Annotated in this window: 17 protein-coding genes; 10 read left to right on the plus strand and 7 right to left on the minus strand. The window is 49.5% G+C overall.

What is annotated here, in order from left to right:
- Position 1 precedes the first annotated feature (1 nt).
- Positions 2 to 1,106, minus strand: a protein-coding gene (gene prfB / locus IE082_RS07575) for a peptide chain release factor 2 (RefSeq protein ID WP_189493313.1) whose coding sequence is annotated in 2 segments (ribosomal slippage) — positions 2 to 1,024 and positions 1,026 to 1,106 — 1,104 coding nt in all. Because the reading frame shifts where the segments join, the coding sequence is not laid out codon by codon here.
- Positions 1,107 to 1,367: 261 nt separating this feature from the next.
- Between prfB and IE082_RS07580 the strand changes: the two genes are divergently transcribed.
- From IE082_RS07580 to IE082_RS07620, 10 genes are all read left to right on the plus strand, one after another.
- Positions 1,368 to 2,195: an HAD family hydrolase gene (locus IE082_RS07580; protein WP_189493314.1), complete on the plus strand. Its 828-nt coding sequence runs from the start codon at positions 1,368 to 1,370 to the stop codon at positions 2,193 to 2,195.
- A gap of 276 nt (positions 2,196 to 2,471) precedes the next feature.
- Positions 2,472 to 5,276 carry a phosphoenolpyruvate carboxylase gene (gene ppc / locus IE082_RS07585; protein ID WP_189493315.1) on the plus strand — a complete coding sequence of 935 codons (2,805 nt, stop codon included), beginning with the start codon at positions 2,472 to 2,474 and terminating at the stop codon, positions 5,274 to 5,276.
- Positions 5,277 to 5,354: 78 nt separating this feature from the next.
- Positions 5,355 to 5,882 (plus strand): 6-phosphofructokinase, encoded by a 528-nt coding sequence (locus IE082_RS07590; RefSeq protein ID WP_229809767.1) that lies wholly within the window; start codon positions 5,355 to 5,357, stop codon positions 5,880 to 5,882.
- A gap of 20 nt (positions 5,883 to 5,902) precedes the next feature.
- Entirely contained in the window at positions 5,903 to 6,124 is a 222-nt protein-coding gene (locus tag IE082_RS11280) for a hypothetical protein (protein ID WP_229809768.1), read from the plus strand.
- 258 nt (positions 6,125 to 6,382) lie between these two features.
- Positions 6,383 to 6,619 carry an acyl carrier protein gene (acpP, locus tag IE082_RS07595; protein ID WP_189493316.1) on the plus strand — a complete coding sequence of 79 codons (237 nt, stop codon included), beginning with the start codon at positions 6,383 to 6,385 and terminating at the stop codon, positions 6,617 to 6,619.
- A 136-nt stretch (positions 6,620 to 6,755) separates the two neighbouring features.
- Positions 6,756 to 7,994: a beta-ketoacyl-ACP synthase II gene (gene fabF, locus IE082_RS07600; RefSeq protein ID WP_189493317.1), complete on the plus strand. Its 1,239-nt coding sequence runs from the start codon at positions 6,756 to 6,758 to the stop codon at positions 7,992 to 7,994.
- A 130-nt stretch (positions 7,995 to 8,124) separates the two neighbouring features.
- Entirely contained in the window at positions 8,125 to 9,474 is a 1,350-nt protein-coding gene (locus tag IE082_RS07605) for a PDZ domain-containing protein (protein WP_189493318.1), read from the plus strand.
- Positions 9,474 to 9,743: a glutaredoxin family protein gene (locus IE082_RS07610; protein ID WP_189493319.1), complete on the plus strand. Its 270-nt coding sequence runs from the start codon at positions 9,474 to 9,476 to the stop codon at positions 9,741 to 9,743. Before IE082_RS07605 ends, IE082_RS07610 begins: the two co-directional genes overlap by 1 nt.
- A gap of 3 nt (positions 9,744 to 9,746) precedes the next feature.
- Complete coding sequence (locus IE082_RS07615) at positions 9,747 to 10,559, plus strand: EI24 domain-containing protein (protein WP_189493320.1); 813 nt, start codon at positions 9,747 to 9,749, stop codon at positions 10,557 to 10,559.
- 7 nt (positions 10,560 to 10,566) lie between these two features.
- Complete coding sequence (locus IE082_RS07620; protein ID WP_189493321.1) at positions 10,567 to 11,358, plus strand: competence/damage-inducible protein A; 792 nt, start codon at positions 10,567 to 10,569, stop codon at positions 11,356 to 11,358.
- A gap of 59 nt (positions 11,359 to 11,417) precedes the next feature.
- Here the strand turns inward: IE082_RS07620 and IE082_RS07625 are convergent, their stop codons facing one another.
- The 6 genes from IE082_RS07625 to IE082_RS07650 all read right to left on the minus strand — a co-directional run bounded on the left by IE082_RS07625 (position 11,418) and on the right by IE082_RS07650 (position 15,451).
- Complete coding sequence (locus IE082_RS07625; protein ID WP_189493322.1) at positions 11,418 to 12,662, minus strand: MFS transporter; 1,245 nt, start codon at positions 12,660 to 12,662, stop codon at positions 11,418 to 11,420.
- Between the two features lie 97 nt (positions 12,663 to 12,759).
- Entirely contained in the window at positions 12,760 to 13,308 is a 549-nt protein-coding gene (locus IE082_RS07630) for a C40 family peptidase (protein ID WP_189493323.1), read from the minus strand.
- 291 nt (positions 13,309 to 13,599) lie between these two features.
- Positions 13,600 to 13,950, minus strand: a complete 351-nt coding sequence (locus tag IE082_RS07635; RefSeq protein WP_229809769.1) for an ATP-binding protein — start codon at positions 13,948 to 13,950, stop codon at positions 13,600 to 13,602.
- A complete protein-coding gene (locus IE082_RS07640) occupies positions 13,862 to 14,128 on the minus strand; it encodes a hypothetical protein (protein WP_189493325.1) in 267 nt (88 codons plus the stop codon). The genes IE082_RS07635 and IE082_RS07640 overlap by 89 nt, the downstream gene beginning before the upstream one ends.
- 234 nt (positions 14,129 to 14,362) lie before the next feature.
- Entirely contained in the window at positions 14,363 to 14,614 is a 252-nt protein-coding gene (locus IE082_RS07645; RefSeq protein ID WP_189493326.1) for a hypothetical protein, read from the minus strand.
- A gap of 120 nt (positions 14,615 to 14,734) precedes the next feature.
- Positions 14,735 to 15,451 (minus strand): type 1 glutamine amidotransferase, encoded by a 717-nt coding sequence (locus IE082_RS07650; protein WP_189493327.1) that lies wholly within the window; start codon positions 15,449 to 15,451, stop codon positions 14,735 to 14,737.
- Positions 15,452 to 15,496: the final 45 nt, after the last annotated feature.

Genomic DNA, 15,496 nt, shown 5'->3' on the forward strand with positions numbered 1-15,496 from the left:
TTTAGATTCCCTGTTTTAAACTTTCTTCGATGAACATGTCTAAATCGCCATCAAGTACTTTGGTGGTGTTAGAGACCTCGACATTGGTACGTAAGTCTTTAATTCGTGACTGGTCAAGGACATAAGAGCGAATTTGGTGTCCCCAACCCACGTCGGACTTGGTCGCTTCGAGCTTGTCTTGCTCGGACTGGCGTTTGCGCAGCTCAAGCTCATACAAACGCGATTTGAGCATTGACATCGCTTCTGTACGGTTTTTGTGCTGTGAGCGGTCGTTTTGGCACTGTACGACTGTGTTAGTTGGTAAATGCGTGATGCGCACGGCTGAATCGGTTTTGTTGATGTGCTGACCACCCGCGCCTGAGGCTCGGTACGTGTCGATGCGCAAATCGGCTGGATTGATGTCGATTTCAATCGAGTCATCTACCTCAGGGTAAACGAAAATACTCGCAAACGATGTGTGGCGACCACCTGAAGAGTCAAACGGTGATTTGCGCACAAGGCGATGAACACCTGTTTCGGTACGCAGCATGCCATAAGCGTATTCGCCATCAACCTTCATAGAGGCTGACTTAATGCCCGCGACATCACCTGCGGACTCTTCGAGAATCTCAACCTTGAAGTCTTTGCGCTCGCAGTAGCGCACGTATTGACGCAACAGCATGGATGCCCAGTCACAGGCTTCCGTGCCGCCTGCACCAGCCTGAATATCAATAAAGCATGGTTGCGGATCCATCGGATTGGAGAACATGCGACGAAACTCTGCTTTGGCGATTTCGTCCTCTAAAGCATGAATGTCTGACTCAAGCACCATGATGGTGTCTATATCGTCCTCCATTTGCGCCATTTCAAACAATTCGGCAGTATCTGCCTGATGTTGTTTGACATGGTCGAGCATGTGAACGGTGCTCTCTAATAATTTTTTTTCTTTACCCAAATCCTGTGCGCGTTTGGAGTCATTCCAAACGTTCGGATCCTCAAGGTCGGCATTGACCGCGGCTAATCTGTCTGCTTTGCCAGCGTAGTCAAAGATACCCCCAAAGCGCTTCGATGCGGTCGCGCAAATCGTTGAGTTGGTTGGATAGGGCGTTGATGCGTTCGATTTCCATGATGATGACGGTATAAAAAAATATGGGTTTGGGGGCGCGTTGACAACAAATGTCGCCGAAAAGCAAAGGATGTCATTATAAGTCTTAATGGGTGAAAACGCCAGTCATGCACTGTTTATGAGTTGTTTAGAGAGTTTTGGATTGAAGTAGATTGCTGGAAATGTGTTTTCTCTTTAGTTTTTTGGGTGTATCTCTTTAGGTTTGATATCCTCTTTTTTATCGTGTTTTGATGTCAGTCAATCATTACATGGTTTGAGCTTGATGGCGCAGGAGATTAGCCGCGTGATTTTGGAGCGTGCTAAATCAGTAGGGCGCTTAAGTGTGGATCAAATCATGTCGATTTTTGAATTGGAGCGTCAAAATCAAACCGATATTGACCGCGTGTTGACCAAGCTCGAAGGCTGTACTAAGCTGGTTTTGCTGGATATGGATGGTACGATTACCACAGAGCGTTTTGTCAGTGAGCTGGCCAAAGCGACGGGAAAGACGGAGCAATTAATGGCTTTGCTTGACTCCGAGAATGTGGACGCGGCGACTCGCAGTCAAGACATCGCGGCGCTGTTTCGTTTCGTACATAAATCACAATTTAAGCAGGTGGCGCGTGCGATACCGATTCGCGACGATGTGATTGCTGTGGTGAATGCGCTTCGCCGACGTGGTTACAAGGTCGGAGTGGTCAGCGACAGTTATTTTGTGGCTGCGGAGATTGTGCGTCGACGGATTTTTGCGGATTTTGCCTTGGCGCATACTTTGAGTTTTGATGCGGGCGTGTGTCAGGGGAGTTTGCTGGTTAATCGGGCGTTTTATCATGTTGATGGTTGTGCAGAACATGAATGCTGTAAAAGCAATGTGCTGCGTTATATTTTTGAACAAGAGCCTGTCTTGCAGCAAGCCAACGTGGTTGCTGTCGGTGATAATCTCAATGACGTTTGTTTGCTCAAATTAGCACAGAGAGCGTTCACGATTGAGCCAAAGCATCCTGCACTGTCGGATGCCTCAATTACTCAAATCAGCCACTTTGGGCAGTTGCTCATATTGATGAGCCAAGAAACCGCAGTGCCAGAAGACATGGAGCTGCAGGTGGTGTAATGGGCATTTTATCCTAGACTGTGCACACCAAAAAAACCTCAGGTAGTACGCCTGAGGTTTTTTGATGATGAATGTTGTAAGCGCTGCACCGCATCATTTTCACCTTGTTTTTGCTCGCGTCGCGCGGTACACTTGCCTCAAGGTTTGTAAAAACCACAAAACATAAGAGTGGTTCTCCCCATTCATCACACGAGTAAAAAAGACAACAATGCTTTGCATCATGCAACGCATTGTTTTTGTTCATAAAAAAATAACGTGATGAGAAGAGGATGAAAGATGAGTTTACCAGCCACACCATTTTTGGCACCGCCTGTTGATGAAAAACAACAGCCACTGGTCGAGGATACTCGGCTGCTGGGGCGCTTGCTGGGTGATGCCTTGCGCATGCATGCTGGCGTGCAAGCATTTGACCACACCGAAAATATCCGCCAAGCAGCCGTGCATTTTCGTAAAAGTGAAGCGTCTGATGCCCCAGACGATATGGCCAATTTGGCACGTCAGTCATTGACTGACTTATGCGCCAGTTTGGACGACGGTGAAGCCTTGCGCGTGATTCGGGCGTTTAGCTTGTTTTCCTTGCTGGCCAATATTGCTGAGGATGTCCATCAAAATCGCCGCCGTCGTGCCTATCGGCTCAAAGGGGCTGCACCGCAAACAGGTACTTTAGCGCGGGCGCTGCAAAATTTGCAGGCAAAAGGTATTTCGAGCAAAGATGCTTTGGCCGCCATGAGCCGCGTTGCTGTTGTGCCTGTGTTGACTGCACACCCGACACAAGTTCAGCGAAAAAGTATGCTGGATTTAACCCGCTCTGTCGCACATCTATTGGCCAAGCGTGATCATGGTGCGATGGATGAGTCAGAGGAAGAGGAATGGATCACTGAGTTAGATCGTTTGGTGCAGACGCTTTGGCAGACCTCGATTTTGCGCACATCGAAACTCAAAGTGGCTGATGAGATCACCAATGCGATTAGTTATTATCCCGTGACTTTTCTCAAGCGCATTCCTGCCTTGGTCGCACGCTATCAAGCTGCGGCTCGAGCACTCGGTGCCAATGAAGATCAGACACGTGCTTTGCGTCCCATCAGTATGGGCATGTGGATTGGCGGTGATCGTGATGGCAATCCGTTTGTGACTGCTGAGACGCTTGATTACTGTGCTCATGCGCAGGCGACGGCGGTGTTTGAGCATTATTTGGAACAATTACATGCGCTCGGTGCTGAATTGCCTCTCGCATCAACCATTGTGCAAGTGAGTGATGAGGTATTGGCATTGGCGGATGTATCGGGGGACTTATCTCCTCACCGAGCGAATGAGCCGTATCGTCGCGCCATCATTGGCTTGTATGGCCGTGTGGCACAGACGGCGCATGATTTGTGTGGCTTGGTGGCGACTCCCGCCTCGCAGGTGACGGCACAGCCTTATCTGCATGCGGATGAGTTAGCAGCGGATTTGCGCGTGATTGCCGACTCTTTGGTGGCTAATCGCAGCGAAGCGCTGGTGAGCGGTCGTTTGAATCATTTGATTGAAGCGGTGCATGTGTTTGGTTTTCATTTGGCGACCATTGATTTGCGGCAGAACTCTGATGTGCATGAGGCGTGTGTGGCCCAGTTGCTTCAATCCGCACAAGTTACCCCTGATTATTTGGCGTTGTCTGAAGTGCAGCGTTGTGAATTGTTACTCAAAGAGTTAAACAGCACACGTCTCTTGGTTAATCCATGGGTGGATAAAAGCGAGTTGCTCATCGGGGAGATGGCGATTTTTAACAAAGCGCGTGAGCTGCGTGAGCGATTTGGTGCGCCGTTGATTGAGCAGGCGATCATTTCTAAAGCCACCAGTGTTTCTGATATGCTCGAAGTGGCGGTGTTGATGAAAGAGGCGGGTCTCGCAGCAGGTGGTGAGCAGGCGTTTTGCGCGTTTGACATTGTGCCGCTGTTTGAAACCATTGAGGACTTACAAGCGGCACCAGAAGTCATGAAAGCATGGTTTGAGTTACCTGTCGTCAATCAATGGCTCGATGCGCGTGGTCGCACACAAGAGGTCATGCTTGGCTACTCAGACAGCAATAAAGACGGCGGTTTTCTCACTTCAAATTGGTCGCTTTACGAAGCGCAGCAGGCTTTGACCCAAGTCGCTGCACAGGCGAATGTGGCGATGTCGTTTTTCCACGGACGTGGTGGTTCGGTGGGGCGTGGTGGTGGGCCGAGTTATGACGCCATTCTTGCTCAGCCTGCGGGCAGTGTGCAAGGCAAGATTCGCCTCACTGAACAAGGTGAGGTGATTGGTGCGAAATATGGTGATCCTGATTTGGGGTTGCGCAACCTTGAAACGCTGGTTGCAGCCGGGTTAGAGACAGGTGCTGCGCATGTCTCCGATGCCAAAGATTGGCAAGTGTTTGAATTGGCCATGCGTGAAATGTCAGATTTGAGCTTTAAAGCCTATCGAAAATTGGTTTATGAAACAGAAGGCTTCACAGAGTTTTTTCGTGCTGCCACACCGATCAACGAAATTGCCCAACTCAACATCGGTTCACGTCCATCAGCACGTAAACCATCGGCTCGGATAGAGGACTTGCGGGCGATTCCTTGGGTCTTTTCATGGTCACAGGCGCGAATCATGCTGCCTGGTTGGTATGGCGTGGGTTCGGCGTTCACGCAGTGGGTCGCCGATGATGCGGCGCGTCTGGCGATTTTGCAGAATATGTACCGTGATTGGCCGTTTTTTAAATCAGTGATTTCCAATGTGGACATGATTTTGTCAAAAACTGATTTGGCGATTGCGTCTCGTTATGCCGAAATGGTGGTCGATAGCGAGCTGTCTCAACGAATTTTTGGGGAAATTGTTGGCGAATGGCAACGAACATTTACTATGTTGACCAAAATCACGGGTCAAGACGTCTTGCTTGCCGACAACCCCACATTGGCACGTAGTCTGCGCAATCGTTTGCCGTACTTGGATCCACTCAATCACTTGCAAGTTGAGCTGCTCAAACGCTATCGAGCGGGGGATGAGTCGATAGAGGTGACCAATGGCATTCACATCGCCATTAATGGTTTAGCGGCGGGTTTGCGCAACAGCGGTTGATGGGGTGAGTCAGAACTGATTTGCGTGTTCTCACAGCTGACGTTATCATGCAGGCATATTAATCAATCACCTTTCTATATGACGCAAACTCTTAAACGCATTGGCTTATTGACCTCGGGTGGTGACGCTCCTGGTATGAACGCTGCCATTCGTGCCGTGGTACGCGCATGCGCGTACCACGGTATTACTGCTGTCGGAATCGAAATGGGTTATCAAGGCTTGATTGATAACCAAATGGCGAACATGGGCGCGCGTGATGTCAAAAACATCATTCACCGTGGTGGCACGATTCTCAAAAGTGCACGCTGTATGGTTTTTTATGATGCGGCTGGTCGAGAAAAATCGTTTAAAAGTTATAAGTCCAACTTCTTAGATGCCTTGGTCGTGATTGGTGGTGATGGCACCTTCACGGGTGCCTTGGCATTTGAGTCTGAGTTTGGTGTACCTCTGGTGGGCTTTCCTGCGACGATTGACAATGACATTTTTGGCACAGACTACACGATTGGCTGTGATACGGCGCTCAATACGGTGGTGGAAGCGATTGATAAAATTCGCGATACAGCAACGTCGCACAATCGATTGTTTTTCGTTGAGGTGGGGGCATGACGCGGGTTTCATTGCCTTAAATGGCGGAGTTGGGTCAGGTGCGCAGGATATTTGATTCTCGAGGAGCAACGGACTTAGAAAAGCTATATGCCGTGCTCAATCACGGTTACGACGCGGGCAAGTCGTCATCCATCATCGTGGTTTCAGAAGGTGAAGAAGGCAGTGTGTACGAAATCGTCAAGCATGTGCTAGCGCGCTATCCGCATTACGATATTCGTGTATCGGATATTTTGGCTATTTGATTGATGGTTGTGCTGCGTGGCTGGCGCTGAGTCGTACTCTGCTGCGTGGCTGGCGCTGAGTCGTACTCTTGTTTCATTGGGGGGGGGCGTCATGAGCAACTGCTGGGGGCTCTTTTAGCCCAAATCAGTGTTTTAAAATCGAACGGGCGTGCTGACGATTTTTGCTGCAAAACTTGCAATGGCATTAAATGCTGTTACAATGACGCCCATCAGCAAGGCCTGATATAGGCAACTTTATTTTTAAATGGAGATTACAGCATGGAAAACATCGAACAACGCGTCCGCAAAATCGTCGCAGAACAATTGGGCGTGAACGAAGCCGAAATCAAAAACGAATCATCATTCGTGAATGACTTGGGCGCTGACTCATTGGATACCGTTGAATTGGTCATGGCTTTGGAAGACGAATTTGAATGTGAAATCCCTGACGAAGACGCAGAAAAAATCACCACGGTTCAACAAGCGATTGATTACGTGACTGCCAACGTTAAGTAATTGCAGTTTCCCAATTTTTGGTCCGTTTTGAATCAAGATTGAACACAAAGAGACCTCACTTGCAGGTCTCTTTGTTGTTTTAAGGTGGTTTGTTCGATGTCGGATAAATGCACTGTTACCAATAAGGAAAAAAATCATGAGCCGACGCAGAGTGGTTGTCACAGGTTTGGGCATTGTTTCGCCTGTGGGCAATGATGTGGCTACAGCATGGGATAATTTAATCGCAGGTCGTTCGGGTATCACCCATATCACCAAGTTTGATGCATCGGCTTATAGTGTCAATATCGCTGGTGAAGTTAAGGGTTTTGACGTCGAGCAATACTTGGGCAGCAAAGAAGCGCGCACCATGGATACCTTCATTCATTATGGCTTGGCTGCAGGTATTCAGGCGTTTACTGATGCGGGTATCACGGTCACCGAAGAAAATGCTGAGCGCATTGGTGTGGCGATTGGCTCAGGCATTGGTGGTTTGCCGATGATTGAAGAAAATGCCGAAACCATGATCAATAAAGGGATGCGTCGCGTTTCGCCTTTCATGATTCCCGGCTCGATTATCAACATGATTTCGGGTCACATGTCGATTAAATACGGTCTAAAAGGACCGAATATCGCCATCGTAACCGCTTGTACCACAGGCACGCACTGCATAGGCGAGGCGGCTCGCATGATTCAGTACGGGGATGCTGATGTGATGGTGGCTGGCGGTGCGGAGGCGACCGTGTCGCGTTTGGCGGTTGCGGGTTTTGGCAATATGCGTGCTTTGTCTACACGCAATGATGACCCTGCGGCGGCTTCTCGTCCGTGGGATGCAGACCGTGATGGCTTCGTACTCGGCGAAGGCGCGGGTGTATTGGTGCTCGAAGAATACGAGCATGCTTTGGCGCGTGGTGCAAAAATTTATGCAGAGGTGGCAGGCTATGGCATGTCGGCTGATGCCAACCACATGACAGCACCTGCCGAAGATGGCGATGGCGGACGACGTGCCATGGTCAATGCCATGCGTGATGCGGGTGTGAACCCTGATGAAGTTGATTACATCAACGCGCATGGCACATCCACACCGCTGGGTGATGTGGCTGAGACGATTGGGGTCAAACGCGCTTTGGGGGATCATGCGACGAAGGTCGTTGTCAACTCAACCAAGTCCATGACGGGGCATTTGCTCGGTGGTGCTGGTGGTGTTGAAGCGGTGTTTTCGGCTTTGGCGATTGCGAACCAAATTTCACCACCGACCATTAATTTGGACAATCCTGGTGAGGGGTGTGATTTGGACTATTGTGCACACACCGCACGTGATTTGGCAATTAAAGTGGCCATCAGCAATTCATTCGGTTTTGGTGGCACGAATGGTTCGATTTTGATGCGAAAAATCTAATTTATCGCATTCATGAACAAAGCCAGCCGAGCGAGTCTCGCGCTGGCTTTTTTTTGTGGTTTAATAGCGCTTGTGGGTCTGTGCTGTCAATTGGCTTTTTATTGCCTTATTTTTTGATTTTTTGGGATGGATGATGCGTTTGATTGGTGTTCGTGTGTTTTTAAGCGTTTGTTTGATGTTGTCGTTGCCTGTGGTGTCGGCAGCGCCTGATATTGCGCAAATTGTGCGCACCAGTGCGCCGAGTGTGGTAACGGTACAGGCAGTTCAGTGGGTCAAAGTGAAAGTGCCTGAAGAATACAAAAACATCACAAGTGACCCTGTCTATCAGGTCTTTACACGGGTATTCGGTGATGGCGATGAGCCACCTGTAAAAGCAGACGCCGCACCTGTGGTGAAGAAAAAAACGCAAGGCAGCGGCTTCATCATCGCTCCAAATGGGGTGGTTTTGACGAATTATCACATTGTGGTGGGCGCTCACGAGATTTATGTGCAGCTCTCTGACAAGCGACGACTCAAAGCGACATTGCTGCGTAGTGACTCGAAACGTGACATGGCCGTGCTCAAAGTCGCAGCAGGTAGCTTACCCGCTTTACCCATGGCGGACAATGTGGCTGAGGGTGAGTTCGTCTTGGCCGTTGGGGCGAATCAAAAAGGCGTGTCTGCAGGTGTGGTGCGTGCGGATTTGGCTCTGACCAAATCACTGGGTTTGCTCACTGATGTGGACATTGACAAGTCAAACACGGGCGGCCCACTTTTAAACACTCAGGGTGAAGTGCTTGCGCTGAACTCAAACTTGCTTAAATCGCAGCAGGGTTTAACACGCCATGTCATGGTGTCAAAACTGGTGAGCAGCAAAGATTTGGCACAAAAGCTACCGCAAACATGGCAACAGCTTGGCTTTCAAGCTGAGAATGTGACCGAAAAAACACAAACGGAACTGGGTTTACCGAACGCCACAGGTGCATGGGTGCGAAACATCGATGCAGGCAGCCCTGCAGCTCGCGCCGGATTGCTTAAAGGCGATGTGATTGTGGCTCTGGAGTCTCAGCGGGTGATTGATGTGTCGGATTTGAGTGCGTTGCGTGACTTTTTGAGTCAAGGCGATGAAGTTGAAGTGACCGTTTGGCGTGGTGGTGACCGTCGAGAGTTGCGCATGTCGATTCCGAAGGCGACGAATGCTTTTGATGAGGCCAATTTCTTTGCATGGCAGCGATTGGGACTGAAAGTTCGCGGGCTAACGCCTGCTCAAAAAAGCCAAGTGTCCTCAGACAATGGTGTGCAAATTGCCTTTGTTCAAGGAGCTGCACAGGCGGCTGGCTTACAGGCTGGTGATGTTTTGCTCTCTTTGAATCAACAGGATATCAGAAGTGTGGAAGGATTTAATCAAGCAGCCAAAACCTTTGCGACAGGTCAGAGTGTCTTTGTGTATGTCGTGCGTGGTGCCACACGCCAGTTTGTGGGCATTGAGGTGCGTGATTAATGATGGTATTGCAGCTTCGTGTGATTGGGCGAGAAGACTGCCATTTGTGTCATGACATGGTGGCTGATTTGCAGGTGTTGCAAAAACGATTTGCCTTTGATTTAATGTGGCTTGATATTGAAGACGATGTGGCTTTGCAAGAGTTATGGGCAATGAAAATCCCTGTGTTGTTGGATGAGATGGGGTGTGAATTGTGTCATGGCCGTTTGAATGTGGATGTTTTGGAACAACGGTTTTTGAGTCATCGTGGTTCAGTCAATAATGGGTGAGAGATGGATAAAGTGATAAAAGCACTGACACGTGCCGCTGTGATGATGTTGACGCCACGCGTTTGGGGTTTGGTGTGGCGTCCTGTGTTGGTGTCGTTGCTGTTTTGGGGCGTGATTATTGGTGTGGGTTGGTGGCTGATGGGCGACGCAATCAGCCTGCGACTCAACGATTGGCAGACATCTGCCACATCAACGCAAGGCTGGTGGTCTCGAGCCTTGGACTGGTTAATTGGTGCAGGGACATTTTTGCTGATTTCTTTGTTGTGGTTGATGGCTGTGGTATTCTCGTCAATGTTTTTGATTAGTGTGTTTGGCATGAGTCACATCAACCAAGCCGTTGCCGAACGACATTTCCCTGAATTGATGTCGCATAAGGGTTTATCGACTTGGCACAGTATTCGCCACATGGTGGGCTGGACGTTTTGGTTCGCATTTTTTTGGTTGGTGACGACACCTGCATATTTCCTCGCAGGAATTGGCGCTGTGATTCAGACGGGTGTGATGGCGCGTTATAATCAAAAGGTGTTTGCGTTCGATGCCTTGGCCAACCATGCGACATCTGAGGAGTACGAGCGGATTGGTCGTGGACACAATATGAATTTATTTTTGCTGGGTGTCGCGGTGACATTGATGGGGGCTGTGCCGACGTTTATTTGGATGGGCTCGGTGATTGGGGTGGTGTTGATTCCACTCACGGCCTTGCTGTCTGTGTTGACTTTTACGGCATTGTTTACTTTTTGTGGTTTGGCTTATAGTTGTTATTGTTTAGAGGCTTTGCGTGATTTGCGTGCGCAAACGCCCATTTTAAAGAAATAGGAATCTGATGGACTTTGGTTTGTTGATTATTGGCGATGAGATTTTGCATGGTACACGGGTTGATGCGCATTTTTCAGCGGTGAAGTCGATGTTGGCTGATCGTGGCCTGCGTTTAAAATGGGTCACCTATCTTGCGGATGAGCCTGAACAGATTGTCGCGTCGTTGCAGCGCAGTTTTGCGGCGGGAGAGGTGGTATTTGTCACGGGCGGCATTGGTGGCACACCTGATGATCACACACGCCAAGCCGCTGCTGCTGCGCTGAACTTGCCGCTGGTTGAGCATCCTGAGGCGGCCAAGCTGATTAATCAGATTGGGTTAGAGCGCGGTGATGATTTAGACAGCCCATTACAAAAGCAGCGTTTGCAGATGGCGAACTTCCCAGAAGGTGCAGACATCATCCCAAATCCATTTAATCGCATTGCGGGTTTTAGCATTCGAGCGCATTATTTTGTCCCAGGTTTTCCTGTCATGGCGCACCCGATGTTGGCGTGGGTGCTGGATACTTACTATGCTGAACAATCTTTGCGAGCGCGGCACGAGCACATATCTGCACAGGTATTCGGTTTGCAAGAATCCCAAATTTCACCACTGATGGTGATGATTGAGCAGCGATTCGCGGGTGTAAAAACCTACAGTTTGCCCACTGTAGGTGCTCAATTGAAAAACGGGGTCTCTGTGAAAGTCTATCAGATTGAGCTGGGCGTCAAAGCTAGTGGTGCTGCGTGCGATGATTTATCACCCGCATGGCAAACACTCGTGCAGGCAGTGCGTGATATTGGCGGTGAGATTGAGCTGTAGAATACACCCACCCACAACTTGCTTTTGTCTGTTTGCTGGGGTAAGAAGATTCTTCGCTTTTAAATCAAGTCTTTCATGTGCAATGCGCGCAGTCGTGGTGCGACTTTTGTGGCTACTGCAACGACCAAGAACGTCACCCCCGCGCCTGTGAGCACGGAAGGAATCAATCCCAGCCATTTGGCAGCTAATCCTGACTCAAAAGCACCCAGCTCGTTTGACGAGCCAATGAATAAACCATTGATGGCAGAAACACGACCACGCATGTCATCGGGCGTGGACAATTGCAGGATGGTTGAGCGAAGCACCACCGACACACTGTCAAACAAACCCGATACTGCCAAAGCCAAAACGCTGAGCCAAAGTACTTTGGACAGGGCAAACACCATCATACATGCGCCAAAACCAGTGACAGCGCCGAGTAAAATCTTCCCCGCATGTCGGTCAATTGGGTGTTTGGTCAAATACAACCCCATGGACAAAGCGCCGATGGCGGGTGCTGCACGCAGTAAGCCGAGTGTTTCTGGGCCGCTGTGCAGCACATCGGCTACGAAGGCGGGTAACAGTGCCATCGCACCGCCAAACAGAACGGCGAACATATCCAAAGCCAAGGCGGAAAGCAAAATCTGATGGCCAAACACAAACCGCAACCCCTGGCCAATGTCTGAGAAAACAGCACGCACATCGCCAGCATGTGGCAGTTTGGCTGGGGCGGCAACGACGTTTGGAATGAGCCACAAAGCCACGACAGACAGCACAGCGAATACAACTGTCACTCCATAAACCATGGACACACTGCCAAAGTACAATAAACCGCCAGCAATGGCAGGGCCACCAATTTGAGCCAACTGAAAGATGGATGAGCCGATACCTGCCGCGCGTGCATAGTCACTGCGCTCAACCAGCTGCACCAGCAATGTATTGTAGACAGGGCTTAAAAATGCGCGAGCGAAGCCAGACAGCGCAATGGCCGCATAGATGGGGACTGTTCCCCAGCTTTGCACCTGCTCAGAGGGCAGAAGCGAGTAAACCAATAAAGCCGATGTCATGAGCACCAGTAGCGAGCAAGCCATGAGGCCTAAGCGACGTTTGTTGTACCGATCAACGGCATAACCTGCAAACAAAGCGCTGGCGAAATAAGGGATTACTTCCGCCAAGCCGATCAAGCCCAAAGCTAGAGCATCAGCTGTCAGTTGGTAGATTTGCCAGCCAACCACCACCGCTGTGATTTGGTAACACAAGATGACAAATAACCGATAGGACAGCAAGGCGATAAATGAGCGGGAGACAAAAGTATAGTGCGGCATAGTGTGTGTAAAATAGGCCAGCGCCAAGTTACCAAATAAAGATAAAAATAATAGAAAACAAAAACCCCAGCACGCTGCTGGGGTTTTTTGGTGTGGTTTACATCCCCTGTGGGGCGTTACCAGAAAAGCTGTTGGGGTTGACGCTGCTGCCACTGACGCGGCGTGCACCGTTGAAGCGGGACTTCCAGTAAGGAATGTCCAAACTTTCAACACTCACAGAGCGACCAGAGCGTGGTGAGTGAATGAACATGCTGTTTCCTAAATAAATGCCGACATGTGAGTTTGCAAAGCCACGTGTGTTAAAAAACACCAAATCACCAGGAGCCATGCTACCACTACCAACGGCTTCCCCTGTGCGACCCATATCAGACGCAATGCGTGGCAGATTAATGCCTGCGCTTTTGAATACATATTGAACATATCCACTGCAATCGAGTCCTGTCGAAGGCGACGTACCGCCAAAGCGGTACTTAACACCGACCAAGTCCATGGCTTTGGATACCAAGCGTTGGGTGAATGAGTCATCAGCAGAAGCAGAAATACTGGCGATGGTTAAACTGGTGCCGATGGTGACGGCAATCATGCGTTTGAGGGTGCGTGTGAATCGAGTTGTCACAGCGCGTTTGAGGTCAATCGAAAAAAACATGTGCTTCCTTTTTAGCAATCATCCACTGAACTTCAGTATCATCAGTGAATAGGTTGGGCGTCAGGTAAAAGGTCTTTCGTGCCAAATGTCATCCTGTGGGATGACATGGCGAAACCTGTGCGCCAAGTTTCAAAGGGAGCATTGTACCCAAAGCCACCCTGTCTGTCAAATAAGGCTTTGATTGGATTGAGAAATTTGGTTTTTACCGTTTTTTGTAGGTTGCTTGAGCGATTCTGATGAGTCAGTACAAGCTCACGATTCGTCGATAAGGACATTGTGCTTGAGTAAAATTCAATTTTCACCCTCACGCGGTAGTGCAGGTAAGGTGACACGGACGATGGTACCCTGTGCATCGCCTTGTGTCTTTGAGCCTGTAAATACCACTATGCCATTGTGATTGCGTATAACGGTTGAGACCATGCGCAGGCCGACCACTAAGCTGCCTGCTGCGTCGGTGGTGCCTTGGCTGCTTTGATTCTGTTGCGTGGCGGTTAGTCCCATCAGCGTTTGGTTGAGTCCAGCGATTTGCTTCTCAGACATGCCGATGCCTTTATCACGGATGACACAATGCACTCGATTGGTGCTCGTGTCCACTGACAGTGATATGAAGACGCCGGCCTGAGTCACTGTAACGCACCGCATTGGTGAGTAAATTCATGAAGGCACGCGTCAGCATTCCCGCATCACCCCAAACCCATGTGTGCTCGAATAGATTATCCATGGTGCGATTGAGTTCGAGGCGAATGTCTTTGGCTGTCGCTTGTGCTTGTATTTGACTCATGGCTAATTGCAGCAGGGTGACGGCATTGACCTCAAGCATGTTGTATCGACCATCTGGTGTTTATGCCAAATGCACCAGATTATTAATGGCATCCAAGGTGTGTTGCACCTTATATGACACCTGATGAAGCAGGCTGTCAATGCTCAAACCTGAGCCTTTTGAGCGATAACATTATTAATACTATTTGCGGCGAATAGCGGGATTAACAGTTACGCAGGCCTTTAAGTGTTTGTGTTTGATATAAAAAAGACGCGATGAATGCGTCTTTTTTCGTCATTTGCTGTACTGATAGCCGAGGTCAATCTGACCGTAAAGTTGCACGGAGCTTTTCTCGGGTTGTGCACTATCACGTTTAAACATACGGGCTACGGCTTTGTCGCTGTCAGAGAGGGGCGCTTCGAGTCTGACTCCGACGTAACTGTCTTTACCGACGCTTTGCTCTTGCTGGACAAACACGCTGGTATCTGCGAATGCTGTTGAGCTAATCAAAGTCGTTGCAATGGCTAAAGTGGTTTTGATCTTCATGTCGCTCCTTGTGGGTGATGTGTGAAAAGATACCACATGCTAATACACGAATGTGGAGAGAGGTTGACAAGTGGCCAGTACCGAGTTCTCCATGAAAGCACCTAAGTGAAACGTTTTGACTCAGTATTTTGAGACATTCTGTAACCAACGCGTGTACAGATGTCTTGCGACGGCTTGTGCGCCTTCGGTATAAACCCAGTTATCGTGGCGGATCTTTTCTTCGGAGTGGATGTTTTGCTCATTGGCAAGCTCGATGTCGCTGCGAGCGGTGTCCAGCCAGTGGTTGATTTTTTCGGGCAACGCCTCGACGTGAAACTGCATGCCGAGGTGGATGCCATCGAGTGCGAATGCTTGGTTTAAGCAATACAAACTGCCTGCGAGTAGCTGTGCTTGTGGCGGCGGCAGGTAGGTTTCGTTGTGCCATTCGAACAATGTCACGGGGTTTAGTCCGCCAAACCATTCATAAGCAGCAGCGGTGTGCAAGGGACTGATTTTGTGCCAACCAATTTCTGAGGCTGGGGCTTTGATGACGATGCCACCTGCTGCTCGTGCGAGCATCTGACCGCCGAGGCAATGACCGATGACAGGGATGCGGTGTGAGATGGCTTCGTGAATCAGGCCATAGGCTTGAGCGAGGTGTGGGTAAACTGCATCGTCATTTGCGCTCATCGCGCCACCCATAATGGCAAAGCCGCTGTAGTCGAGAATGGAGTAAGGCAAAAGGTCGCCTGCTTCAATGTTGACGACCACATGAGGGATTTCCCAATTCACGAGGCAGTCTGTGAAGTAACCAGGCCAGTCATAGTGTGCGTGTTGGAGGACTAAGATGGGTTTCATAATAAGTGCCTTTGAAAATAATGTGGTTTATTTTAGCCGAATCCG

The sequence above is a fragment of the Formosimonas limnophila genome, assembly GCF_014652675.1.
In the GTDB taxonomy this organism is placed as follows: Bacteria; Pseudomonadota; Gammaproteobacteria; order Burkholderiales; family Burkholderiaceae; genus Hydromonas; species Hydromonas limnophila.